The sequence below is a fragment of the Klebsiella sp. K-Nf6 genome, from assembly GCF_002806655.1.
Taxonomy (GTDB): Bacteria; Pseudomonadota; Gammaproteobacteria; order Enterobacterales; family Enterobacteriaceae; genus Klebsiella; species Klebsiella variicola.
Window position 1 is genome coordinate 79,144 of the sequence record NZ_PIBN01000013.1, and the last position, 23,352, is coordinate 102,495.

Genomic DNA, 23,352 nt, shown 5'->3' on the forward strand with positions numbered 1-23,352 from the left:
GCTGTTGATATTGCGATTATTTATGGAGGGCGTGCGCAATGAATGCACTGTTAACGCAGATAGTTATGGAGCTGAAGTCGGGCAATATCCGCCGTTGTGAGGCGATGGGATTGACCCTGGAAGAGATTCAGGAGCTAAACAGTTTGACCGTCGAGGATCTGCATTATCTGGTGAATACGCCGGTCTCGCTTCTGACCTTCCGCATTAACCATACCAACCTTAACACCATGCTGGCGCAGGCTCGTCGTGAACAGACCCGGACACAGCGTATCGACAGGGCGTTAACGCTGGGAGGATCTATCGAGTTGATGCAGCATTTTTTCGGTCTGACGGCGTCGGAAGTCAGTTCCCGGCGACGCCTGGTCGGTGTTGTAACCCGGCAGGGGCGCAGCCAGATCCCCACAGAAGAGCAGGAGCTGGCGGTGTGGCAGCAGTGGAAGGCATCGAACGTTGACAACCTGGAATCGCTGGATGCGCTGGAGGCCATGATGCTAATCGCTGAGCAGCAGGACATTTCGTTAACTTCAGTCTGGACGCTAACCAAAGGATGGAGTGCCGCCTGATGACCGTTGTTCCCGTCGATGATGTTATCCAGCGTACGCTGGCGAAGATGCAAAACCGGATTGAGCAAAAGGTGCAGTCCGGTGAGCAGAGTAATGAGCAGAGCGGATTGCTCTTTCTGGGGAACGTGCATGACGCCGTTCCCCGGCGTTTATTTCTGGATAGCCGGTTATCGCCGCTGGATAAGATGGCCTGGGTGATGATCCGACTGTATGCCCAGCAGAATGAGGGCGCAGTTTTTCCAACCTACGACGAGTTGCAGTGCCAGCTGGCGTTACCTCATTCGGATAAAGCCTCCCGGGAGACGGTCAGCAGGGCACTGTTAATGCTGCGTCTGACCGGGTGGCTGAGTCTGTGCAAACGTGTCAGAGATAAATCCGGGCGCATTCGCGGCAATATCTATGCCCAGCATGATGAGCCGCTGGGGCTGTTTGACGCGGAATACTTCGATCCCTGCTGGCTTGATGCTGTTGCCGATGCCTGCCGACACACCAATAAAACAATACGCCTGACGGCGCTGGCCGTTTTGCAGGATATCAAAGCCGATACCGGTATGCGCCACCGGCACTCACGCGTTGCGCTGATAGAAGCACGGTTATCCGCGCCACAAACTCCGCAGGAAATGGTGTCATCTCGACAGAAGAAAACCGCCGGTTCTGAAACCGAACCAGGTCAAAAACTACAGAGTTCGGAATCCGAACTTAGTGTTCTAAAGGGGGATATTTTACCGGGTTCGGATTCCGAACTAAGCCGGAAATCAAGGGGTGGCGTCTTAGTTCGAAAATCGAACCGTTACGTACGTAGTTTTACACAGAGTGTAAAAGATACGTACGTAGGGGGCGAGAGTCGGTTGTCGTGGCCGACGGCTGTGATCGAGCGGTTGAACACGACCGACCAGGATATGCTGGAGCAGCAACTTAGCGCGTTACCTGACGGGCTGGGACAGCGGATGCTGGACGATCTGGCTGGCCGCATGAAAGCGACAGAGGTCAGGAACGTCACGGCCTACCTGCTGGCGAACCTTAAACGGGCAAGGGAAGGGCAGTTTAACGTTGGTGATACGGGGGCAGTACATCCGCCTGCAAAGCCAAAATCGGTTGTAGTGCCACCATTTGCTGGGAAAAAAGAGGTCAAACGTGCCCGAAGAGAGTTTGTATCCGGTGTGATGGCTGAGATCCGGGAGCATTATTTCAGGTCATAACGTGAACAGTGTTGACAGTGTCAACATTGTTTGTGAGTTTAGGTACAACCGTTATTTTGAATAGAATGTAGGAAGGTTATCAGTAATAAAGAGGTCAGTTAATGGGTATGAACGTGTAAATTATATTTCTTGCTTTAATATATGTCATTATTGGTGGATTCTTAATGGCGTCAGTTTGGATATTGAAAATTTTTGTACGTGAAACCTAATTTTTGACCTTTCGACTTTAGCTGGCCTCAGTCGACGAAACCTCGAGGAACGGGTGCAGCAGAGCGTTCTAACAACGTCACTGACGCGAGTACCACGATACAGCATCAGCATAGCTGTTACCTGCGGGCATAATTTGTAAGTGGATACAGTTCCCGGATTAATTTAGATAGTTTCAGCGTCAAAATCTGCATTGTAGATCATAGCATCAAGGTTACTGACTGCCTGAATGAGTTGGGAATTTAATTCATTCAGTGCCAATGCGCTGACGATTATTTCTGAAGTAATGCGCGATTATGGTAGTAAATGATATACGGGAGATAGAGTTGGCACCACGCCTCATCCTTGAGGTCTGGTACCAGCATAGGAAATTCAAGGCTTCTGTTTCTCAGATTCTGTTAATTCATGTAGTTTATAACCAGACGATTTCATTAAATATCCAGTTAACAGGCCAATAAATAATGCTTCTAACGAACTTGTTAACTGGTTGGCTCCTGCAAATACCGTACAGGACCCAATGAAGGCCGCAGGAATGAAAGATAAAATGATCAACCTTGCCTGGATACACATAAAAAAAGCAATTAAACCTGTCGCAATGAAAAGTACAAACAACGAGCCGGAGCAAAATTGTGTAAGTTCAAGGGACATACATGCCCAGAAGCTCCCGGAAATAAGCGACAGTGCGCAAATTAAAAAAGCCTTTCGGCTATGTTGATTTATGGCAAAGTAGGTTGTACACCCCAGAAAACCAGCCCATGCAGGAATATTTAAAGTCGTAGCCAGGATAACCCAAATTGCAGAAAATAAGGCTGTGGTAATAGCTATAGATAAGTCAATCTTCATGATGGTCATCTCTCCTTGTTTTTGATATAGGTTTATTGTCTGATAATGATTGAAGTTTACAAAAGCATTTAAATGCTTTTTTCAGGAGTACCGTTCTCCAGGTAACAGATAGATTTAATGGTTTTTTATTACATCGTCATAACATAAGCCGCGTTGATATTTTCAGCAAAAAAATCAACAATATAATATGGCCTTATCAAGGCTATATCGATAAAGGTTATAAGCGTTAAAAATAAGAAATTCAATTTCCACGTAATTTTGACCTTTGTTTATTTCACCTTTCAACCATCTGATATCGTCTATAAGATGTTTACTGAATAGTTTTCTTCTTTGTGCATTAGCCAACCAACGCTGAATAAACAGCCTACGGTCAATATCACTTTTCTGTGGTGCGTACCGTCGATCTATTTTCACAGCAATCAGCAGGCAAAAATAGAAATGTACGGTTTGCTTTAATTCCATTTGTTCAATGATGCTCATTGGTGATCTGAGCATAGTGTCTATGTTCTTCATCATGTTCATTGCTGCTAATTTCCCCTGAACAATATCAGGGGACTATTTCAAATGAAGTTCTCTATGCGGTTGGCATGGGGTCGCACAGACTAATACAACGCAATTTTTGAATATAAAAGTTCAAAGAATCCGTCGCTGTCCACACTGGTAAGATATGTCGCATTAGGTTTCCGGTCAGTCACCCGCCACCAGTCTACTACGGACATACCGTGTGCCAGTCCTTCATCAGTATTGATTTCAACGTTCACCAGTTTGCCCTGATACAGCTCAGGTTTGAGAAGACAGGCAATAACGTTAGGATCATGAAGTGGACCACCATCGCTGCCGTATTTCTCGACGTCAAAACGTTCGTGATATTCCATCAAGGTCACGCAGGCTTCGGCAACGCACGAGCCCAGAGTTTTAAACTTCGCTATTTTGCTCTTACTCGTCAGTACGTTATGTGTAATATCCAGTGGAATGATAGTGATATCGATCCCGAGACTCAGTACCGCTTTGGCTGCATGAGGATCGACGAAGAAGTTAAATTCTGCTGTCGGCGTAATATTGCCTCCTTCAAAAAATCCCCCGCCCATCATGATAATACGCTTCACCCGCCTGACAATGTCCGGTGCTATTGAGAAAGCGAGAGCAAGATTCGTCAGCGCGCCTAACGTACAGAGTGTAACGTGCTCTGCAGGCTGCATTCTGAGCGTCTCAATGATGAAATCAACGGCGTGTTGTTCCTGAGAAGGCATGACCGGTTCGGGCAGAACAGGACCATCCATTCCACTACTGCCATGGACATGCTCACCGGTGACAAGCGTTTTCAGCAACGGTCTTGTTGCTCCTTTATAAACCCGAAGATCATGACGACCTGCAAGTTCGCATATTTTCCGGGCATTTATTTCAGTCAGCTCAGCAGAAACGTTGCCAGCCACAGTGGTGATCCCAAGAACATCAAGTTCTTCGCTTGCCAGGGCCATAAGGATTGCAATTGCATCGTCCTGACCAGGATCGGTATCAATAATGATTTTTTCTTTCATCGGGTTGCCATCAGATTATTCAGTGTCAAAGTGCCGGACAAGCCGACACCTACCTCAAATATCTCTGGCAAGTCAATCGTATGACTTGACTATATGATCTGTTTGGCGGATAGTCAATCGTAAGACGAAAGCGACTGTATTACGGATGTTACCAATTGAATAATAAAGATAATAATGAGTTAAGGCTTGATGAGTCTTCCGCGGATGAACAGCAGGTCACCAGTAAGCAGGTTGCTCGTGAAGCGAATGTTTCCCAGTCTACGGTTTCTCTGGTCTTATCCGGTAAGGCTGAAGGGCGAGTCTCACTCAAAACACGTCAACTGGTTGAGGAAACGGCACGGCGAATGGGATACCGGCCAAACCTGAGCGCCCGCACCCTGCGTACAGGGGTCTCAATGACCATAGCCCTTGCGGTTCCCGACGTGAAACAGCCCTTCTTTGGCGAAGTGCTTTATGCGGCCGAGAAACTGGCAGCATCGAAAGGGTACTCTGTCATCCTTGTCGATACCTCTGCTGATCCGTTATGGGCTGAGCGTATCGTACAGATGATTGAAAGTATGACCATTGCCGGCTGCATTGTTTATGCGTGTGACAGGGGGTCAGATAAGATCCTTGCTCGCACAGGAAATAAAATAATCCATATTGAGTCCGAAGATGCCAGTCTGTGCCACATCGATCTGAATGCGAGCAGTGGTATAGAGCAGGTTCTGCAGCATCTGACAACCCTCGGACACGAGAAAATTGGCTACTTTGCCGCACAGTACAATAAATCCCTTTTCCGCTATCGTTTCAAAGCATTCGCGGACAGAGTCGCGCACCACAATCTTCCGGCTGATGAACGCTGGTATGTAGGTTCAACTTTTGACCTGGACTTTGCTACTGAAAAGGCGCTGAGGCTGGTTAAAATGGATGTGACAGCTATTTTCTGTGATGATGATCTTCTCGCTGGTGCGGTTTACAGGGCCTGCCGTCAGGCAGGGCTTCGCATTCCGGAGGATATGTCTGTGGTCGGGTTTAACGACATTGAAATGGCTCGCATGCTTTACCCTGAACTGACAACAGTTGCTATCCCTGCGGCTGGCATTGGTACCATGGCGCTGGATATGTTTTTTGAGCATGTTCTGAATGGTTCCGGGCACCCTGAACCCAGGCTCCTTGAGTTAGAACTCGTCGTTCGAAATTCAACATGTTCACCCACCTGAGCACCGCCAGCAGCCATACCGCTTGCATCCTTAATGAAATCTCCGGATGTGTATCCCGTGTGCCAGCGTGTACAGACCAACACAACCTTTTTCAGGCGCTTTTTGACGGTGTCAGCCCTTTGTCATCACGATGTTCGTTTCCGGTGCATGTTACTGCAAGTGCCCTCATTCTTTCTCCCACTCACAGCGAGATACTATTGCTCAGGCATCGACGGCTTAATCTCTGGCTTCAGCCTGGAGGCCATCTGGAGTCCGGGGAAACCCCACTGCAGGGGGCCTGCAGAGAAATTAATGAGGAAACAGGACTCAGGAACGACCATCTGACCCTGTTGTTCGCGGAGCCAGTCGATTTTGATGTTCACAGGATCGGTGAAAATACAGCGCGGTCCGAACCTTCTCACTGGCATGCAGACCTGTGCTATGCAATGAGCACCAGTTCCTGGCAGATCGATATTAATGATGAGTCTCACTCATTTGCATGGGTGTCAGTACATGATGATATTGTCGTTAACAATCCAAGATTCTCAAGAATAATAACCAGTATCATGTCGGGCTGAACCGGCCCATAGCCGGGAATATAAAAAGAAGTCCATACACAAACTCGTGTATGGACGGTTTTATCAAACAGCCCGACTTTTTAGTCGGGTTTCCACATCCGCAAGGGAAGGATGGCTTGATGCTCCCATCAACTCAGTGGCGCAGGAGGCAAAAGCACTACCGTAAATTGCTGCATCAATGATGGGATCTCCGGCGGCAAGGCGTGCGACAAATGCGCCGTTAAATGAATCCCCTGCACCAGTAGTGTCCACGCATTTTGCAGGAAATACAGGCAAGTCCCCCATAAACTCATCATTCACCAGAACCCCCCCTTTCGCTCCGAGGGTAATAAGGACATTTTTAACGCCCATGCTCTTGATCTTGCGCGCTGCTTTGATCGCATCCGCTGTCGTTTCAATCTTGATACCACTGATCAGTTCTGCCTCTGTTTCATTAGGCGTGATAATGTCGATGAGTTCCAGGACTCCCATGATTTCCTCACTGAAGGGGGCCGGATTAAGAATGATGGTAGTGCCTTTATCCCTGGCGATTTGAATCGCTTTTAGTGTGGCATCCCAGTTATTTTCCAGCTGCGTCAGGAAGTAACCAGACTCGCCAATCTTATCGCTGAGGGATTTAATATCGGTGTCGGTAAATGCTGCGTTGGCACCCAGATCGATGGTGATAATGTTTTCACCGGAACGCTGATTAATCATGATCAGCGCTTTTCCAGTGGGCTTGCTGTTGCAGACAAAGACATCAAGAGAAGCAATGGGTGATTCTGGTAACTCTTTTTCCGCATTGCGGCCAAATGCATCCTGCCCAACTTTGACAGCAAAATTGACCATGCCCCCAGCGCGGCTGGCCGCCAGTGCCTGGTTAGCCCCTTTTCCTCCCGGAAATGTTGAACTGGATGTTGCGGCAACTGACTCTCCTGGTACCGGAAACCGGTCTAGATACGACACAATATCCACATTGTAAGAACCCAGGATGAATATTTTTTTTCTCATTTAACCTTACCTCAATATTTAGGCCTTAACATAATAAGTCCGGTGACGAACACCGGACTCGCAGGGCTGCTCAACAATGTGGATGCCGTTTAAGTAACCCTTAGTGATTGACTGAAGATACCTGGACTGTTTCCTGCGGTTCACCCCGGTAAACTAACCAGAAAACAGCGGCCAGAATGAGTGCGTAACCACTGAACACAAGCCAGAAGGAAGACCAGTTCTGAACCCCATCGACGGTGAAATAATCAATGACGTGGCCACTGATGATAGAGCCGATATAAAGTCCTATTCCATTCACCATGGTCATGAACAGGCCCTGAGCGCTGGCGCGCATTTCTTCACCGGCCACTCGTGCCAGATACATGGAGCCGGATACATTGAAGAAATCGAAAGCGCAGCCATAGACGATCATCGAAAGCAGTAGCATTGAGACGCCGGAAACTGACGTAAAATCGCCATAGGCGAACAGGCCAAAACGAGCTACCCAGGCGATCATGCTAAGGAGAATGATGCGTTTCAGGCCCAGTCGGCTCATCAGGAACGGAATAGTCAGAATAAACACGACTTCAGATATCTGAGAGATGGACAGCAGTACTGACGGATACCGGGCAATAACGCTGTTTTCAGCCCCGGGAAGAGCCGCCAGATGGTGAAGAAAAGGGTTACCGAACGTGTTAGTTATCTGCAGAATGGATCCCAGCAGTGTTGCAAATAACAGAAACAGCGCAATGTTTTTCTGTTTGAAAAGGACAAAAGCATCAAGTCCGGTTTTCTGCAGCCACGTTGTTTTTATGCTCTTCGCCGGAGCTACCACGCGGGGGAGTGACAGAGAGAATATCGCCAGGAATACAGATGCACCGGAAGCGATATAGAGTTGGTTACGACTGACTTCGAAACCAAGGAAGCTGATAAGCCACATGGCGATGATGAAGCCGATCGTTCCCCAGATACGAATGCGGGGGAAATCCAGCACTTCCAGTCCATTTTTTTCCAGTGTGAAGTAGGAGATGGTATTAGACAGTGCAATAGTGGGCATATAGGCTACCGCATTCAGCAGCATCATCCAGAACATGGACTCAGCGTCGGTAATCATGGACATGCCATACAACGATGCCGCGGAAATAAGATGGCAAAAAATATAGATCTTATTGGCACTAATCCATTTATCCGCAATTATGCCTACAACCGGGGGCATTACTACAGCGGCAAGACCCAGAGCACTAAAAATAAAACCTACATCTGAACCAGTGAATTTCAGTGAACTCATGGAATATGAGGCAAATGTAACCAGCCAGCATCCCCAGATGAAATACTGGGAAAATAACATGACTTTCAGCAGAGACTGTATTTTCATGATTTAAACCTGTCTGTAGTGCGTATCAATGAAATACCGATTATCAGGAAATAACCGGTTCACCCGTTCAGAAGTTATATCCAATAACAGCGTAATAACCCCAGCCGTTGCTTTCCGCTGAAAACATACCGTCTCCAAAGTCGAGTCCGGCACCATCACGCCACTGCCCGCCGTTGTGCCAGTATCTGCCAACCAGAGCATAATGGAAATGCTTATAAGCGAGAGAAATAATATGGCTCGATGTTATTGAGTTATTAGTACGGGTTCCCGGAGCAGAGTCGTCTCCAAGATGTGAACCAAAATCAAAATTGGTGTATCCTATATAACTCAGCGATCCTCCTAACACTTCTGTGATGGGATAAAGATATTTTACTTTGAAACGATACCCATCCCAGCTGTTCGCATTGGCTGCACCATAATTTTGGAACTGGTATTTTTTGTAGATATTTAACTGAAGGTATAATGGGCTATGAGTATCCACATCAGTACCCAGACCCATATACCATGTACTCTGACGGGAAGCATTATTCTGCCCCATATCAAAAATATAATTATTGGCAAAATACCAGTCTTTAAACAGATATGAACTCAGGTCAATGCCAGTTATACCGCTAAATGAGAAGCGTGGTTCAATCTCCATGAAAAAAGGGGACCCCTTGTCCCATACGCCGCTGTCGTTGCTGTTACCAGCACCAAATGTTTTTGGAATATCAGCGTAGCCATAAAAATCCAGCCATGAATTTTTTGAAAAAGCCTCATACTCCATATAAATATCATTATTTGGCTTCGGACCAAATTTAGTATTATATGCACCAACAACGTTGACACTCTGGTGCCACCATGATGAAAGATATTCACTGTCATCTGCCACAGCAGAAAATGAAATTAAAAGCGTTGCTTTAATACACAGCAGTTTTCCCAGCCCGGATTTTTTCATTGTTATACCCTGAGTATTTGTAGAAGTACAGTTTTGGAAAAGAGCTACCGGAAATAAAAAAGGCGGTTCACCACATCCCCATGAAAGATGAACCGCCCTTGGTTTTTATTTTTTATAGATTAGGTCGATGTACATATTCGCGACTTTCTCGTCGATTTCCCTAATAACAGGAACAACACAGTGGGAACTGTTGACTTTTTTGCGAGCCACGGCTTCGAGGCACAGGGACTGCAGGGCAAAGCCAAGGTCCATGGATTCGATCGAGTTACCCAGTGGACGCGGACCGGCAAGATTAAACATGTGTCCTTCAGTGATAATTTTGAAGTTTTTACCCGCTTTAGTCTGGTAAGACGCAATGCTTTCTTCAAATTCGGTAACGTTTTCAATCTGATCGCTTTTAGCAAACGAATCGACATCGATTTCCACCGGGAAGTGACCAGCGTTCGCCAGGATGACGCCGTTTTTCAGTAGAGGAATATCTTCTCCACCAATAATACGGCCACCACCACTGACGGTGACAATGACATCCGCAGAACGAATGGCATCTTCACGTGACGGCGTATCAAATCCATCCAGGTGAGCCTGCAGGCGCTTGAGCGGATCGGTATCCACTACACTGACCTTCGCGTTTGCGTTACGGAAGTTATAGGCGACACCCATACCACAGGCACCATAGCCGAAAACAGTGACACGCTGGCCATTGGTGACGCGGTTAGTGATACGCATATAGGATTCCAGAACACTCTGACCAACGGCGTGTTCATTCTCTGCAAACTGCTTAATCGGGCTATCATTGATAACCAGAATCGGCATATTTAACTCTTTACGCAGTTCAACCAGTCGCATACGGCCGGAAGTGGTTTCTTCGGTACCGCCCTGCAGCGTACCGTAGGGTGCTTTTAAGTATTCTGCGAACAGATCGCCACCGTTATCCAGCAGCAGATCGGGTTTTTCGGCCAGAACGGCCTGAAGATATTTAAGATGCTGAGCTTTATCACGTGTAGCTTCACCAATCACTTCAACGCCGTGTTCACGAAGGTAGTCGACAGCGCTTTTCTGCGTACTGTTCAGATTGCCAGTAGACACCACACGTGCCCCGCCATCTTTCAGAGTCAGCAGGAGGGTAACCGTTTTGGGTTCAAGATGGATCCCGGTACCGATGGTCAGTCCTTCAAAAGGACGGGTTTTTTTATATTCGGCAGAGAGCTGTTTCAGAAGGCGGCAATTGTCGCGAACCCATTCAATACGACTAGTCATTGTATTCTCCAGTTCATGTTATAAAAAATATGCAGGTCAAGTCTGTTAGTCCTGCTGGCAATGAGTCACATAGCATTAGAGTCATACGATTGACTTGCTGAGATATCTCATGCCTCTCTGAACGGGATATTAAGTCATACGTATGACTCGATCTGTGATGAGGTTATCAAGTTAGTCATACGTATGACGTTTTTAGCTAAAAATATTGCCTCTAATTTTGTCTTTTCCTGGATCTGGCAGGACAAGAAGACTTTGTTCGATCACGTATCTACATGATTCACTATCAGATTTCAGCCTGGTGCCCCGCAGTAAAGTCGTCATTCCAGCCATTCACAAAGTCGAAGAAAGACTATTAAAGAGGGGGCCAACATGCAAAGTTGCTCACTCTCGGAAGAGAGGTAGCGGTGAATGCCATTCTGAAGGAGATTAAAATTGCGCTGCATGGCCGAATAGTCAAAGAAGTAGTGCTGAGCGGTACTCTGCTGCTTTTCGGCCGCGTTGGCGAGCAGGGGTACCCCAAAGAACAGGGCCAGATGAAAGATACGCATAAGCGCTCCATGAATTGCGTAACGTGAAGTGTGCTGCAAGCCATATTGCGCCCAGAGTAGTCAATGATGTGAGGATATCTTTCCATTCCATCATGCAGTCTCGTTTCTGGCAGAGTTCTGCGGCTGGAACAACCCGAGCGCATTTTATTAGGCCATGATTATTTGAGAGTGGGCAGAATTTCTGTACGGATAGTGCCACCCCTCTTTGTTGACAGTGTCAACAGTGGTTAAATTTAAAGCAGTAAAGGGCACGATTCTTTTTTGTCTGCAAAAATAGTTTCTCGTTGTCCCTGACCTTCGTAATCCATGACCATTTCCATCTCGTTAAATTTCAACGGATGGATTCTCATGTCAGACAAGACAGAAAAGAAAGCCGGTGCACTGCATTCTGAGCTGCGCATCGAGCTGCACACTCAATACGCCATTAACACCTGGACCGGGCGACCAGCCTCGGAGGGTAAACCGTCGCTTATCGGAATGCCTCTGTTTTTCCGGCTCATTTCCCGGATTAACCGCGATTCACTGGCGGATAATCCGTGGGCAGATTCGGCTCTGGTGGAAGTGGAAACATTACTGGAGACAGCCAGTCAGCAGCTCCAGAAATGGCTGAACGATATTGATGCCCTGATGGCGATGCTGCCAGCGAACGCTTCTGTTTCCGGGGTCACCTCCAAAGCGCCGCTAAATATCGGCGTTCACAGCCATACCCCACTGGGATACCGCTGCGTTTACCTCCTTGTTGGATTTGATCAGCTTATTCTGCGTGTCTTTCAGGCGCATCATTACGGTCTGATGTCGCTGAAAGAGCGCAAAGCCTGGTTACATCGCGGTAGCCATCAAATTCGCCAAATCTTCTCGGTGGCCCTGCGTTACCGTTCTCATCCCGTTACCCGCCAGGATATTGCCTCAGATAACGACATTGCCCGACAGGCTATCGAACAATTTGGAAAACTGGACAGGGCGATCCTGCTGGGAACCCGCCGTTCCCGCTTTTCTCCACCGGTAAGCGCCGAAAGTATTAAGGCGCTGAAAACCGCCTTCAAACGTCAGTCACGCAAAGAGAAAGCGGCAAAGCAGGAGGTGCAGGATGATCCGCAATAAAACAGCTTTTACCGGATTGTTCGTCCTGAGTACCTGCCTGAGTGGCTGTGCGAGTGTTGACAGTGTCAACAGTGCGATAAGCCAGATTAGCGGTGGGATCTTCTCAGCCGGTTCCGCACCGGCAGACAGTGGTCAGGTGGTGTTGTCGAAAGGCATACCGCAGGCCAGCCACAAAATCGAGCAGGAATACCGTGTTCCCGTTGATGTCGATACGGCAGCGGCGCGGGTAAAACGCTACTACCGCTTTATCTCGGCTGAAGAGGTGGCGCAGCTACATAACAACGGTACGCAAAGTGGAGGGTGGACAGCCGCTTCAGTAGCCGATGGGGCATGGGTATGGGACGGGCAACCCGGTAGTTACTACAAAATGGGGCGTGACTGGGGAAGCGAGAATACCAACGACAGCGTTCAGGTCGAGCTGGAGAAAAACGGTTCTGGTAGCCGCATGCATATCACCTTTCGTTCCGGGCTGGCCTCTCATGCCACGGCGGCTTATACCAGCAAGCTGTTTGAGAATATGAAGAGCGTGGCGGAAGGGACGATTCGATGAAGCTCTTTCTCTGTGAAAAGCCCAGTCAGGGGCGCGATATTGCCGCTGTGCTGGGTGCGACAAAGAAAATGCCGGGCTATCAGACCGGAAACGGCGTGTGCGTCACCTGGGGTTTTGGTCATCTGCTGGAACAGGCCAGCCCGGATGCCTACGGTGAACAGTTCGGCGTTCCCTGGCGTACTGACGTGCTGCCGGTATTGCCGACAACGTGGCAAATGCAGGTTAAACCGGATGCTGCGGCTCAGTTCTCCGTCATCCAGAAGCTGCTGAAACAGTCTGATACGGTGGTGATTGCTACCGATGCGGATCGGGAAGGAGAGGTGATTGCCCGTGAAATCCTCGATTATTGCCATTACCAGGGAAAGGTTGAGCGATTATGGCTCTCGGCGCTGGATGAGGCCAGCGTTCGCGCCGCGCTGGCGGCGATAAAGCCTGGAAGTGCGACTTTACCCTATTTTTTAGCCGGGCTTGGCCGCGCCCGGGCTGACTGGCAAATCGGCATGAACATGACGCGGCTATATTCGGTCAAGGCCCGGGAGAACGGCTACGGTAGCGTGTTATCCGTGGGACGGGTGCAGACGCCGACGCTTAACCTGATCGTGGAACGCGATCGTGATATTGCGCAGTTTGTCCCGAAGCCTTACTGGAATGTCGTGGCGCAGCTGGCGGCAGGAGGGATCGCATTTCAGGCGCAGTGGGTGCCAGCAGCGGCATATTGTGATGAGGAAAAACGCTGTATTAACCCGTCAGCAGCGCAGCAAGTGGTTCAGCTTTGCCAGAAAACCGGGCAGGCGACGGTGGCAGAGGTTGAGACCAAAAGGGAAACCGAATCTGCTCCACTGGCGTTTGATCTCGGTACGCTACAACAAGCCTGTTCCCGCCGTTTCGGCTATGGCGCTCAGCAGGTACTGGATATTGCGCAGGCTTTGTATGAAACTCACAAAGCGACGACGTACCCGCGAACCGACTGCGGTTATCTGCCGACATCCATGCGCGGCGAGATCGGGCAGGTGATGGCCTCAATACAGCAAAGCGATCCTGCTTTATCTGCGATCATCTCGCGGCTTGATATACAGCATGTTTCGCGCATCTGGAATGACAAAAAGATCACCGCGCACCACGGCATTATCCCCACAAAGCAGCCCTGTGATCTGGCAAAAATGAGTGAGCAGGAGCGCAACGTTTACCAGCTTATCCGGCTGCATTATCTGGCCCAGTTCCTGCCGAACCATGAAGTGGATGCCACGCGGGTTTCGCTGCATTGCGGTGGGCAGTTATTTAAGACCAGCGGTAAAGTTGTGGTCGTTGCTGGCTGGAAGAGTCTGTTTGGTAAGGATGCTGAAGAGGATGCAGGCGATGTCGGTGACAAGGCCCGGTTACCTGCAATGACTAAAGGGAGTATATGCCAGGTCACTGTCGCGGAAGCAAAATCGCAGCAGACAAAACCACCGGAACATTATACGGAAGGGACATTGATTGCGGCGATGAAGAATGCGGCGCAGTTCGTTACTGATCCGCGCCTTAACAAGATCCTCAAAGAGAACGCGGGGCTGGGAACGGAAGCGACCCGGGCTGGCGTGATTGAGACGTTACTGAAGCGCGGTTTTGTGGTGAAGAAAGGCAAGTATCTACTGGCGACACCTATCGCCGCTGACCTGATGGCGGTGCTACCAGCACAGCTCAAAGATCCGGGGATGACGGCGCTCTGGGAGCAATCGTTGGATGATATTGCTGAAGGCCGGATGTCGCTGGATGACTTTATGGCGAAGCAGTCAGCCTGGACAATGCGACTGGTGGCAAAAGGGCGGCAGCAGACCGTTAAGATTACTTTACCTCCTTCTCCGCCATGCCCGGTATGCGGTGGAACAACGCGGCAGCGTACGGGGAAATCAGGTACATTCTGGGGATGCGTCAACTACCCTGACTGCAACGGGATTGTGAATGTCGGGGCGAAGAAGCTTGGTCGTCGGCGGAAAAGTCCGGCAAAGAAAAGTGTCTGACTGGCTTTATGTTTTTGGTTGGAAGCGTGGCGTGAATTTGCTATTTTGCTGATGGCTTTGAAGTACCCCGCGACTGCGGTAATCCGTTTTTTCGCTCCTGGAGACGAATGATTGGACAGTATGGCAACCCATTTTGTTACCTGGATGAGGTTGTAAGGCGTGACCCTCCGTGAAATTACACGTCGGCCAAAAAAGGCTCTGGCCCGGAGAAGTGACATTGACGATGAACCCGTGGTACAGGTTCAGAGGCTCGATACCAGGATGGGATCGGGCCTTTTTTGTTTGAGGAAGCGATAAAGTGGATAGAAAGAAATTAACATCTTATTTTTCCCTGATTGAAAGCATCCCTTGGTTGTGCCCAACCTGTAAGTCTGGAACGTTGGAGATAATTGAATCCTCTCTGTACAAAGAGATAACCCAAGAATCTCATGCGATTTTGGCTAGGTATGAACAGTGGATACCAGAAGAGATTATGTACAGATATTCTTGCATGTTTCGATGCCGTGATCATAGTTGTAATGAGATTATCGCGAGCAGTGGAATTGGATTTATAGGCATTATCGGGTACAAACCTGATGATGACGGCGGTTATCCAGACCCTATTTATGATGACCACTTTATTCCCAAATATTTTGAGCCAGCTTTAAAGTTAATTTCTGTACCGGAAAGTTGCCCTGATTCTGTAAGCGAATCATTGAATGACTCATTCAAATTATTTTTCTCAAGCCCAAGTTCTGCAGCAAATAACATTCGTATTGCGGTTGAGCGATTACTGACAGAACTTGGTGTGCCTGATAAAACTGCGCAGGGGGGATTTATTAAACTGCATAACAGAATAGAGCAAATCCCTTCTGATTATAAAATTTTTAAGGACGCATTGCTGGCAATAAAATGGAATGGTAATGCAGGTAGTCACCAAGGAGGAACCCAACTTAGTGTTGATGATGTCATTGATATTTATGAAATAATAGAGGATGTCTTAAAGAAAATTTATGATTCTGATCAGGACAGAATTGCAGAAATAATTGCTAGGATTAATAAGAATAAAGGTCCTGGAGAATAAATTTTTAAATGACAAAAGGTCAATTGACAGTTGACCTTTTTGCCTAATAGAGATGAGAACTCTCCAAGAAGTGAGCAATATTGCTAATTTACAGGGTATGTGAGCATCATAGCAGTACGAACAGCATCGGTGAATTTGCTCAGAAGGTCTGGATCATCTTTTATTTTGTCGCGAAGTGACTTTGTTAGTTCAAGCTGCATCCCTTGTCGGCTAGTACCTCTATTGCAAATGTTTTTTGGAGAGTTGCCTGTGAACTTAGGATTAATTTCAACTAAAAACCCGAGAGATTGTAACATCTCCTTCAAATGAGTTTCAAATGCTACACGAAGGTTTCCACCTACCCAGACTCTTTCTTTTGGGGTGTCTTTTGGGTCTTTTGCTCCGTGAATTGCCAAAATCGTTTTTGTATTTTCTAGTAATTCTAAACATTTTGGCTCATCGAAATTAGTGCTTGTAATATGCGGGTCAATATCTGGCTTGCTTTTGGAAATTACTTTGAAAATATAAAATGAGAGGTCATCACCAGCGATGGATTTCGCTATTTCAGCCGTTCCTGGTTCTATCATGCCGCCATGCGGGGCTATAATTGCATATGTTCTGCTACGGTTTTCCATTTCGCAGGTAATATGAAAACTTTTTTCACCTTCAGCCTTTTTAAAGTCGGCGAAGCAAGAATATGTATCGTTACTCATAGATCCTCTTTTTATCTCATGTGGATATGCACAGTTTGCATCTCATTGTTAGAAAAATCTAAGCTCATAGAGTCATCTATTTTCATGTTGCGTTTTGCCTACCAATTCAAAACAATGCCTACTCTTACCCCGTTGTCTCCGACAACAGCCAATGTCCCGGCAATCTGAGAGGGACGCCTTCGGGTGTTTGCCAGCCAAAATCGTCGTGACCTGAGAGACGATGCCTTTGGGCGGTAACTTTGCTTAACCTTTGAAAGCAGGGATCGCAGCAGCGATAAAGGTATACTTCAACAACAGACCGTCAGCGTCATACACTTCATTCTTCAGGTTACATGTGCGTTGGCTTTCCTCGCTCACCCCAGTCACTTACTAAAGTAAGCTCCCGGGGATTCGCTGCGTCGCCGCCTTCCTGTAACCCGAATTATTTCGTGTATATCTGTCTGACACCCCAGCGGGAAAACACCCGGCTGGGATGTTTCTCCGTTTATCGAATTTTTCCAGGAGAAACATCATGTCTACAGCATCTAAAACCACTACCGCTAAACCTAAAAAAGGCAGCGCCAGCAAGCAAGCCGCGGCTCCCGTTCCTGCTGAATCAGCAACTCCAGCTCAATCAGCAGCTCCGGCACCGGCACAACCTAAACCACAATCTAGCTATTTTAATTTGCATATTGATGGGCTGGGTTATCTGAGTAACATTCGCGAAATGAACACCGCTACGGGTTCATTCCTGAGCTGTACAATTAACGCGTTACATGGCTCAACGGATAAACCGGATTACACGCGTTTTGATGTCACGGTATCGGGTAAACAGACCAGTTCTTTAATCAGACGCTGCCAGAATGCGGTGAATGAAGAGAAGAAGGTACTTATCGGCTTTAAACTCAGCAACCTGACTGCCGATGTGTTTACTTTGACCAAAGGCGATCATGCGGGTGAATCAAGAGCGTCACTGCGGGCGAGGCTGATAAAAATCAGTTTTATCAAAGTGGGGCAGAATATGGTTTATAAAGCTGAAAAGCCTGAGTCTACTGACTCCGCATATTGATAATAGAAAGAAGCTAATCTCCACGTTATAACCCTCCTTGTTAGTTGCATTAGCGCCAGATTTTTCTGGCGTTTTTTTTGTGCTGCAAAAACAGTTGTTCGTTGAGGACATACCGCTGGTTTCGCAAAGTTGGACCTCTTTTGTCTGACTAAGGAACCTGCATGAATCTTCATATCCCAATGGCTGTCTGTCTGACTGCCAGCATCCTGGCCGGTTGTACGCAAAAGCTCCAGCAACCTGATACGCAACCTCATCCCACGGCACTGAACGGCAACGTCCAGCCAGCCCGACTGGATGTCTATGCCGCCTCTCCCGAAGTTGTTCGCTATGACCGCTATCTGCTGGTTGATACTTCCCCGAGCGCTGCGCAACGTGCGCCTCTGGAACAGACTATTGATATCCGTATCCCCGCGTCATTATCGCCGACCGTGGCGGATGCCATGCGCTATGCCCTGCGCCAGTCCGGGTACTCGTTATGCAGTACGACACCGGCGAACCGGGTGCTGTACAACCAGATGTTGCCTGCTGTGCATTATCAACTGGGGCCAATGCGCCTGAGTCAGGCGTTACAAATCCTGGCCGGATCGGCCTGGCAGCTTGAGGTTGATTCCGTTCAACGGATCGTCTGCCATTCATTACGTGATGGCTATCGTTTGCCGCCGGAAGCGGTGAAAACGTCGGTCACTTCGGTCTCTGTGCCGCTACCTCCTCAACCCGTCAATATCACCGCTCCGGCTCCACAGAGGATGTTGAAATGAACGAGTCCGCGAGTTTCATGGAGATACCGGAAATGAAAGAGTCTGTCAGACCAGCACGCAGCAAACTCTGGGCGATAGTCCGTTACGGTTTAGGCGGGCTGGTTTTGTTTGCATTAGGTGGAACCACATTTATCAGCCTGAAGTCCGTCCAGGTGCTTTCCGCCGAGGTCAGCCAGCTTAAAACTGCGTTGCAGGGTAGCCCGGATATAGCGCCACTCCAGGCACAGCTAACAACGCTGCAACAGCATTTTGAAGAGTCACGAATGCAACTGGGAGGGATGGCTGACAAACCGGCGCTTGCTGCTTTGCAGCAGAAGGTTGATGCGCTGGATAAGCAACAGAGTGAGCAGGCTGCTTCGGTTGCCGCCCTTAAAACCGGGCTGTCTTCTCTTCAGGAGCAGGTTCGTGTTTTGAATCAGCGTCCGGCCAGCGTCGCTGCCGTTGTTCCTGCCGTAACGTCTGGCGCGGTGGTAGTAAAGAAGAAGCCCACACAGAAAGCACAGCGGCCAGTTACTGCACCCTTCGTCCTCACCGGTATCGAACGGCGGGGAGGGCTCGCCTTTGTCGCGATAGCGCCGCAATCGGCAACGCAACTGACAGAAATAACGTTAATGGAACCGGGGGAAACCCGTCAGGGCTGGACGCTGCTGGCGATCTCAGGGCAGCAGGCCCAGTTTCGCGTGGCGGGGAAAAACCAGACGTTGACGGTGCGATAAGGAGGTCGGGATGAAAAAGTTTAATGTTGTGCTGCTGTCAGGAGTGTTGACAGTGTCAACAGTCGCGTTTGCCGTATCGCCAGTGATTCAGGGAAACAGCCAGACGGTGGATACCTTGTTACAGACGCTGGAACAGCAACAAATGACGCGGAGTGCACAGGAGTGGGGGCTGACAGCGGAAGAGTGGCAGCGTTATGAGACGCTGAAAAAAGGACGGCGCGGCGTGCTGTCTCCGGGGTTAGATCCCCTGACGATGCTGGGCATCGAGGCGCGTAGTGATGAAGAGCGCCGTCATTTTGCCGAGCTGACGGTGAAGCAGGAATTTCAGCGGGTTGAAGCGGAGCTGGCATTTCAGCGAGAAGTGAACAGTGCGTGGATGCGGGTCTATCCCGGCGTTCTGCCCGTTCAGGATCTGAGGAGTGAAGTCAGTAACGCCCGTCAGGCGCTGTTTGTGAAAGATAACTGCCCGGCCTGCGATCGCAAGCTGACCCAATTAATGAAATCGAACCGGCCGCTGGATATCTATCTGGTTGGCAGCGGTGGTAAGGATGAGGCGGTCCGAAACTGGGCGAAGAAACACAATATCCCTGCTGAAAAGGTGAAATCCCGCCAGGTAACGCTGAACCATGACAATGGCATGTGGCTGAAATATGGCAACGGGCTGATGCCGGTTGTATTGCAACAGGGGGCGCAGGGATGGCAGCGCGTAAACTGATGTGTCTGGCGATGCTCATTGGCGTTTCGGAATGTCTGGCGGCGCAATCTGTTCCGGAAGGATATCACCGGGTTGCACAGGCGGAAAATGTTCCCGCCGAAGCGCTGTACAGCGTGGCGCTGACGGAGACATCCCGCAAACTGGTGCATGGCGTACGTCCGTGGCCGTGGACAATTAATGTTGCCGGGAAGGGGTATCGCTACACCTCCCGGAACGAAGCATACCAGGCGCTGTTAGGTTTTATGCGGCGCTATCCGCTCAAACGTATTGATGTCGGTATTGCGCAGGTCAATCTGGGCTGGAACGGCCACTATTTCACATCCACTTGGGAAGCATTTGATCCCTATATCAATTTGCACGTAGCCGCTCGCATTTTGCGAGCCTGTTATGAGCGTAGTCCCGGGAGCTGGATATCGGCTGCGGGGTGCTATCACCATCCGGCAGGCGGCAAACCTGCACAAACTTATAAGGCCATCGTGTCACGTCACCTCGGCACGTTGCAGCCGTCCGTACAGGCGCTGGCATTCAATCAGGGAGGAACACAATGATGATGCGTTTTCCGCTGGTTCTCGCACTGCTGTTTCCGGGCATAAGTCAGGCAGAGCTGACCGTTGTCGCCGATCTGGGCGGACAGTCAACGGCTGAATACTTTGCCGGTATTAACAATCAGGAGGAAGCTCTATCCACCTCGCAAGTGTTGACACTGTCAACACCTGACAAAGCATCGGTATTACCCATTCGTACCCCGGAGCTTTCGCCCGGGCCGCTGGAAGCTCGTTCTCTCTCTATGCCCGGAATGCGGTCGATTTTCCTGATAGGCGACGACGACCTTTCCCGGCACTGGCTGGCTTTGCGGCGCGATCGGCTTGTTCAGCTTAATGCCGTGGGCTATGTGGTGAATATCGTCAGCAAAGCGGCATGGGATGATTTGCAGCACCAGGCGAACGGGCTGGAGTTGCTTCCGGTTTCGGGTAGCGATCTGGCCGTTCGGCTGGGGATTTCTCACTATCCGGTACTGATTAGCGAGAAAGGTCTGGAGCAATGAGGGGATTACCTGTGGATGAAATCAGTCTCTTTCTGATCGCGGTGAATTTACTGGTCTGGTTAATTTTGCTTGCCGGGAATGACGGGAGGAAAAAATGAGCGACCGCTACGTTATCGAAGCCATGCTGCGGCCTGCGGTGGAGCTTAATACCGCTGTGGTTGCCGCCTGTGCCAGCTATATCTGTGCGATGGCACCGTGGGCGGTGGCTCTGGCACCTTCAGTCAGCTATGTCACGGCGGCAGGGTTTGCCCTGCTGTCGGTGAAACGCACGCAGCAGGGACTACGGGTATTGCGTTACCGGCGCAATATCCGGCGTTTGCCGCGGTATGTTGTGACAAGTAGTGAGGTGCCGGTGAGCAATCAGCGGTTATTTCTGGGGAAGGGGTTCATGTGGGAGCAAAAGCATACCCAGCGTCTGCTCGATACCCTGCGCCCGGAGGTGGCGGGGTATGTGAATCCCCCGGCGTTGTATCAGGCTGCACGCCGTTTTGAGCAGCACTATGAGCATCGCTTTCCTGCATTGTGCAAGCTGCTGGCCCGTGATTCGGCGCTGAATCCCGTTCGACCATTGCCGCCGGTCGGCGGTCATCCGGCGTTGCATGGTATCGAACCGGATGAGGTCAATGTCTCGATGAGTCTGGGTGAGCGTGTCGGGCATATGCTGGTTCTGGGCACCACGCGCGTCGGCAAAACTCGCCTCGCCGAGCTGCTGATTACCCAGGACATCCGTCGCGGTAACGTCACCATTGTTTTCGACCCAAAAGGAGATGCCGATCTGCTGAAGCGCATGTATGCCGAGGCACACCGGGCTGGTCGCGCCGGTGAATTTCATGTTTTCCATCTGGGCTGGCCGGATATCAGCGCCCGTTACAACGCGGTCGGGCGTTTTGGTCGAATCTCGGAAGTGGCTTCGCGTGTTGCCGGTCAGCTCAGTAGTGAAGGTAACAGCGCCGCATTCAAAGAGTTCGCCTGGCGTTTCGTCAATATCATTGCCCGGGCGCTGGTTGCGCTGGGGCAGCGCCCGGATTTTGGCCTTATCCAGCGCTACGTGAACAATATCGGCGATCTGTTTGAGACTTATGCGGAAACCTGGATGGTGAAGCACACTCCGGCGCTGTGGCAACAGGTGGAGAATCTGGCGCAAATTCTGGATGAGCGCGATATCCCCCGGCATATGGAAGGGCGTTCGTTGCGGGTGGTGGCGATAGAACAGGTGCTGAACAGCGACGAAGGGAAGAAGATTTACGATCCTGTGCTCGATGGCCTGCGCTCGTCGGTACGTTATGACCAGAAGTATTACGACAAGATTGTCGCCAGCTTGCTGCCGTTGTTGGAGAAACTGACCTCCGGCAAGACAGCACAGCTGATTTCGCCAAACTACACCGATATGTCCGATCCCCGTCCTATCTTTGACTGGCAGCAGGTGATCCGTAAAAAGGGCGTGGTGTATATCGGCCTTGATGCGTTGTCCGATCCGGAAGTCGCGGCGGCGGTGGGCAATTCGATGTTTGCCGATCTGGTCTCCGTGGCGGGGCATATCTACAAATTTGGCGTAAATGACGGTTTACCGGGTGATGAGGGTAAGAAGACGCCGATCAGCCTGCACTGTGATGAATTTAACGAGCTGATGGGGGATGAATTTATCCCGCTAATTAACAAGGGCGGCGGGGCGGGTATTGAGGTGACGGCCTATACCCAGACGCTGCCGGATATTGAGGCGCGACTGGGCAATGCGGCGAAAGCGGCGCAGGTAGTGGGAAACTTTAACAGCCTGGTGATGCTGCGGGTACGACATACGGAAACAGCGGAGCTGATGACTAAACAATTGCCTGAAGTGGAGGTCTATACCAAAACGCTGGTTTCCGGTGTCACTGATATCTCGAATCCGGAAATGGGCAGCGATTTTACCTCGAATACCCAGGACAGGGTCAGTACGGTGCGCACGCCGCTGATCACTGCCGCGAACGTGATCAATCTGCCGAAAGGACAGGCATTTGCCTTGCTCGAAGGAGGGCGATTGTGGAAGATCCGGATGCCGTTGCCCGCTGCTGGCGCGGATGCCCTGATGCCGGATAGTATTGGGCAAATTGCAGATTACATGCAGCGAAATTACCGGACCAGCGATGCCTGGTGGTCGGGGAGTGCGTTACCGGGAGATTACGATGCAGCTACTTTTTGAAAAGGAAATCATGATGAAACAACGTTATCGGGTTGAAGCGGTTATGGCGTCTTCAAGACAAAATAAGCTGCAAGTCCCGCGTGATGTGATGGATGTTTTGTGCGAGCAGGATTGCTCGTCACTTCAGATCCCGGAAATTATTGAGCGTCTGACTTCGTTGGGCTATCGCCCGAGATATGAAGCCACCGTTGATACGCTCACGGATATCGTTACCCTGTGGATTTGGGTTGGGCAGGAAGAGATGTTGCTGAACTGCCAGATGGAGCCGCTGGCGGTGCATTAAGGGGATG

General features: G+C 49.7%; 25 protein-coding genes and 1 pseudogene. 16 read left to right on the top strand and 10 right to left on the bottom strand.

Going from position 1 to position 23,352, the window contains the following annotated elements; genetic code table 11:
• The first annotated feature begins 38 nt into the window (after positions 1–38).
• Positions 39–563, top strand: coding sequence for a DUF2857 domain-containing protein (locus CWM61_RS20060; protein ID WP_100631780.1), 525 nt, complete (start codon positions 39–41; stop codon positions 561–563).
• A complete protein-coding gene (locus CWM61_RS20065) occupies positions 563–1,762 on the top strand; it encodes an STY4528 family pathogenicity island replication protein (protein WP_100631781.1) in 1,200 nt (399 codons plus the stop codon). Before CWM61_RS20060 ends, CWM61_RS20065 begins: the two co-directional genes overlap by 1 nt.
• Before the next feature lie 252 nt (positions 1,763–2,014).
• Here CWM61_RS20065 and CWM61_RS29950 read toward each other — a convergent pair.
• The 4 genes and pseudogenes from CWM61_RS29950 to CWM61_RS20080 form a co-directional block, all read right to left on the bottom strand.
• A pseudogene (locus tag CWM61_RS29950) lies at positions 2,015–2,106 on the bottom strand (hypothetical protein); the annotation flags it as partial.
• A gap of 235 nt (positions 2,107–2,341) precedes the next feature.
• Entirely contained in the window at positions 2,342–2,812 is a 471-nt protein-coding gene (locus CWM61_RS20070) for a DUF1097 domain-containing protein (protein ID WP_165785291.1), read from the bottom strand.
• Positions 2,813–2,986: 174 nt separating this feature from the next.
• Positions 2,987–3,328 (bottom strand): hypothetical protein, encoded by a 342-nt coding sequence (locus CWM61_RS20075; protein ID WP_133122466.1) that lies wholly within the window; start codon positions 3,326–3,328, stop codon positions 2,987–2,989.
• A gap of 86 nt (positions 3,329–3,414) precedes the next feature.
• Positions 3,415–4,350 (bottom strand): nucleoside hydrolase, encoded by a 936-nt coding sequence (locus CWM61_RS20080; RefSeq protein WP_100631784.1) that lies wholly within the window; start codon positions 4,348–4,350, stop codon positions 3,415–3,417.
• A 155-nt stretch (positions 4,351–4,505) separates the two neighbouring features.
• On the opposite strand from CWM61_RS20080, the gene CWM61_RS20085 reads away from it, so the two are divergent.
• Positions 4,506–5,552: a LacI family DNA-binding transcriptional regulator gene (locus tag CWM61_RS20085; protein WP_227521393.1), complete on the top strand. Its 1,047-nt coding sequence runs from the start codon at positions 4,506–4,508 to the stop codon at positions 5,550–5,552.
• Positions 5,537–6,109, top strand: a complete 573-nt coding sequence (locus CWM61_RS30195) for an NUDIX domain-containing protein (protein ID WP_100631786.1) — start codon at positions 5,537–5,539, stop codon at positions 6,107–6,109. Before CWM61_RS20085 ends, CWM61_RS30195 begins: the two co-directional genes overlap by 16 nt.
• A gap of 63 nt (positions 6,110–6,172) precedes the next feature.
• Here CWM61_RS30195 and CWM61_RS20095 read toward each other — a convergent pair whose 3' ends face one another.
• From CWM61_RS20095 to CWM61_RS20115, 5 genes are all read right to left on the bottom strand, one after another.
• Positions 6,173–7,099, bottom strand: a complete 927-nt coding sequence (locus CWM61_RS20095) for a ribokinase (protein ID WP_100631787.1) — start codon at positions 7,097–7,099, stop codon at positions 6,173–6,175.
• A 100-nt stretch (positions 7,100–7,199) separates the two neighbouring features.
• Complete coding sequence (locus CWM61_RS20100; RefSeq protein WP_100631788.1) at positions 7,200–8,453, bottom strand: nucleoside permease; 1,254 nt, start codon at positions 8,451–8,453, stop codon at positions 7,200–7,202.
• Between the two features lie 67 nt (positions 8,454–8,520).
• Complete coding sequence (locus CWM61_RS20105; RefSeq protein WP_100631789.1) at positions 8,521–9,390, bottom strand: nucleoside-specific channel-forming protein Tsx; 870 nt, start codon at positions 9,388–9,390, stop codon at positions 8,521–8,523.
• Between the two features lie 105 nt (positions 9,391–9,495).
• The gene (locus tag CWM61_RS20110) at positions 9,496–10,647 is read right to left on the bottom strand and encodes an adenosylhomocysteinase (protein ID WP_100631790.1); all 1,152 of its coding nucleotides are present in this window, start codon (positions 10,645–10,647) and stop codon (positions 9,496–9,498) included.
• Positions 10,648–10,964: 317 nt separating this feature from the next.
• Positions 10,965–11,195: an RAQPRD family integrative conjugative element protein gene (locus CWM61_RS20115; protein WP_100631791.1), complete on the bottom strand. Its 231-nt coding sequence runs from the start codon at positions 11,193–11,195 to the stop codon at positions 10,965–10,967.
• A gap of 348 nt (positions 11,196–11,543) precedes the next feature.
• On the opposite strand from CWM61_RS20115, the gene CWM61_RS20120 reads away from it, so the two are divergent.
• The 4 genes from CWM61_RS20120 (at position 11,544) to CWM61_RS20135 (ending at position 15,909) form a co-directional block, all read left to right on the top strand.
• Positions 11,544–12,296 (top strand): PFL_4669 family integrating conjugative element protein, encoded by a 753-nt coding sequence (locus CWM61_RS20120; protein WP_100631792.1) that lies wholly within the window; start codon positions 11,544–11,546, stop codon positions 12,294–12,296.
• Complete coding sequence (locus CWM61_RS20125; protein ID WP_100631793.1) at positions 12,283–12,846, top strand: hypothetical protein; 564 nt, start codon at positions 12,283–12,285, stop codon at positions 12,844–12,846. Before CWM61_RS20120 ends, CWM61_RS20125 begins: the two co-directional genes overlap by 14 nt.
• Positions 12,843–14,846, top strand: coding sequence for a DNA topoisomerase III (locus CWM61_RS20130; protein WP_100631794.1), 2,004 nt, complete (start codon positions 12,843–12,845; stop codon positions 14,844–14,846). The genes CWM61_RS20125 and CWM61_RS20130 overlap by 4 nt, the downstream gene beginning before the upstream one ends.
• Positions 14,847–15,144: 298 nt before the next feature.
• Positions 15,145–15,909: a DUF4145 domain-containing protein gene (locus CWM61_RS20135; protein ID WP_133122467.1), complete on the top strand. Its 765-nt coding sequence runs from the start codon at positions 15,145–15,147 to the stop codon at positions 15,907–15,909.
• A gap of 83 nt (positions 15,910–15,992) precedes the next feature.
• Here CWM61_RS20135 and CWM61_RS20140 read toward each other — a convergent pair whose 3' ends face one another.
• Entirely contained in the window at positions 15,993–16,601 is a 609-nt protein-coding gene (locus CWM61_RS20140) for a poly-gamma-glutamate hydrolase family protein (RefSeq protein ID WP_100631796.1), read from the bottom strand.
• Between the two features lie 511 nt (positions 16,602–17,112).
• Here CWM61_RS20140 and CWM61_RS20150 point away from each other — a divergent pair.
• From CWM61_RS20150 to CWM61_RS20185, 8 genes are all read left to right on the top strand, one after another.
• A complete protein-coding gene (locus CWM61_RS20150; protein ID WP_100631797.1) occupies positions 17,113–17,649 on the top strand; it encodes an STY4534 family ICE replication protein in 537 nt (178 codons plus the stop codon).
• A gap of 161 nt (positions 17,650–17,810) precedes the next feature.
• Positions 17,811–18,407 (top strand): PilL N-terminal domain-containing protein, encoded by a 597-nt coding sequence (locus CWM61_RS20155; protein ID WP_100631798.1) that lies wholly within the window; start codon positions 17,811–17,813, stop codon positions 18,405–18,407.
• Entirely contained in the window at positions 18,404–19,123 is a 720-nt protein-coding gene (locus tag CWM61_RS20160) for a hypothetical protein (RefSeq protein WP_100631799.1), read from the top strand. The genes CWM61_RS20155 and CWM61_RS20160 overlap by 4 nt, the downstream gene beginning before the upstream one ends.
• 115 nt (positions 19,124–19,238) lie before the next feature.
• Positions 19,239–19,838, top strand: a complete 600-nt coding sequence (locus tag CWM61_RS20165; protein ID WP_413773466.1) for a TIGR03759 family integrating conjugative element protein — start codon at positions 19,239–19,241, stop codon at positions 19,836–19,838.
• Positions 19,838–20,386: a transglycosylase SLT domain-containing protein gene (locus tag CWM61_RS20170; protein WP_406565086.1), complete on the top strand. Its 549-nt coding sequence runs from the start codon at positions 19,838–19,840 to the stop codon at positions 20,384–20,386. The genes CWM61_RS20165 and CWM61_RS20170 overlap by 1 nt, the downstream gene beginning before the upstream one ends.
• Complete coding sequence (locus CWM61_RS20175; RefSeq protein ID WP_100631801.1) at positions 20,383–20,883, top strand: integrating conjugative element protein; 501 nt, start codon at positions 20,383–20,385, stop codon at positions 20,881–20,883. Before CWM61_RS20170 ends, CWM61_RS20175 begins: the two co-directional genes overlap by 4 nt.
• 94 nt (positions 20,884–20,977) lie before the next feature.
• The gene (gene traD, locus CWM61_RS20180) at positions 20,978–23,062 is read left to right on the top strand and encodes a type IV conjugative transfer system coupling protein TraD (RefSeq protein WP_100631802.1); all 2,085 of its coding nucleotides are present in this window, start codon (positions 20,978–20,980) and stop codon (positions 23,060–23,062) included.
• Complete coding sequence (locus tag CWM61_RS20185) at positions 23,046–23,345, top strand: hypothetical protein (protein ID WP_100631803.1); 300 nt, start codon at positions 23,046–23,048, stop codon at positions 23,343–23,345. Before traD ends, CWM61_RS20185 begins: the two co-directional genes overlap by 17 nt.
• Positions 23,346–23,352 lie beyond the last annotated feature (7 nt).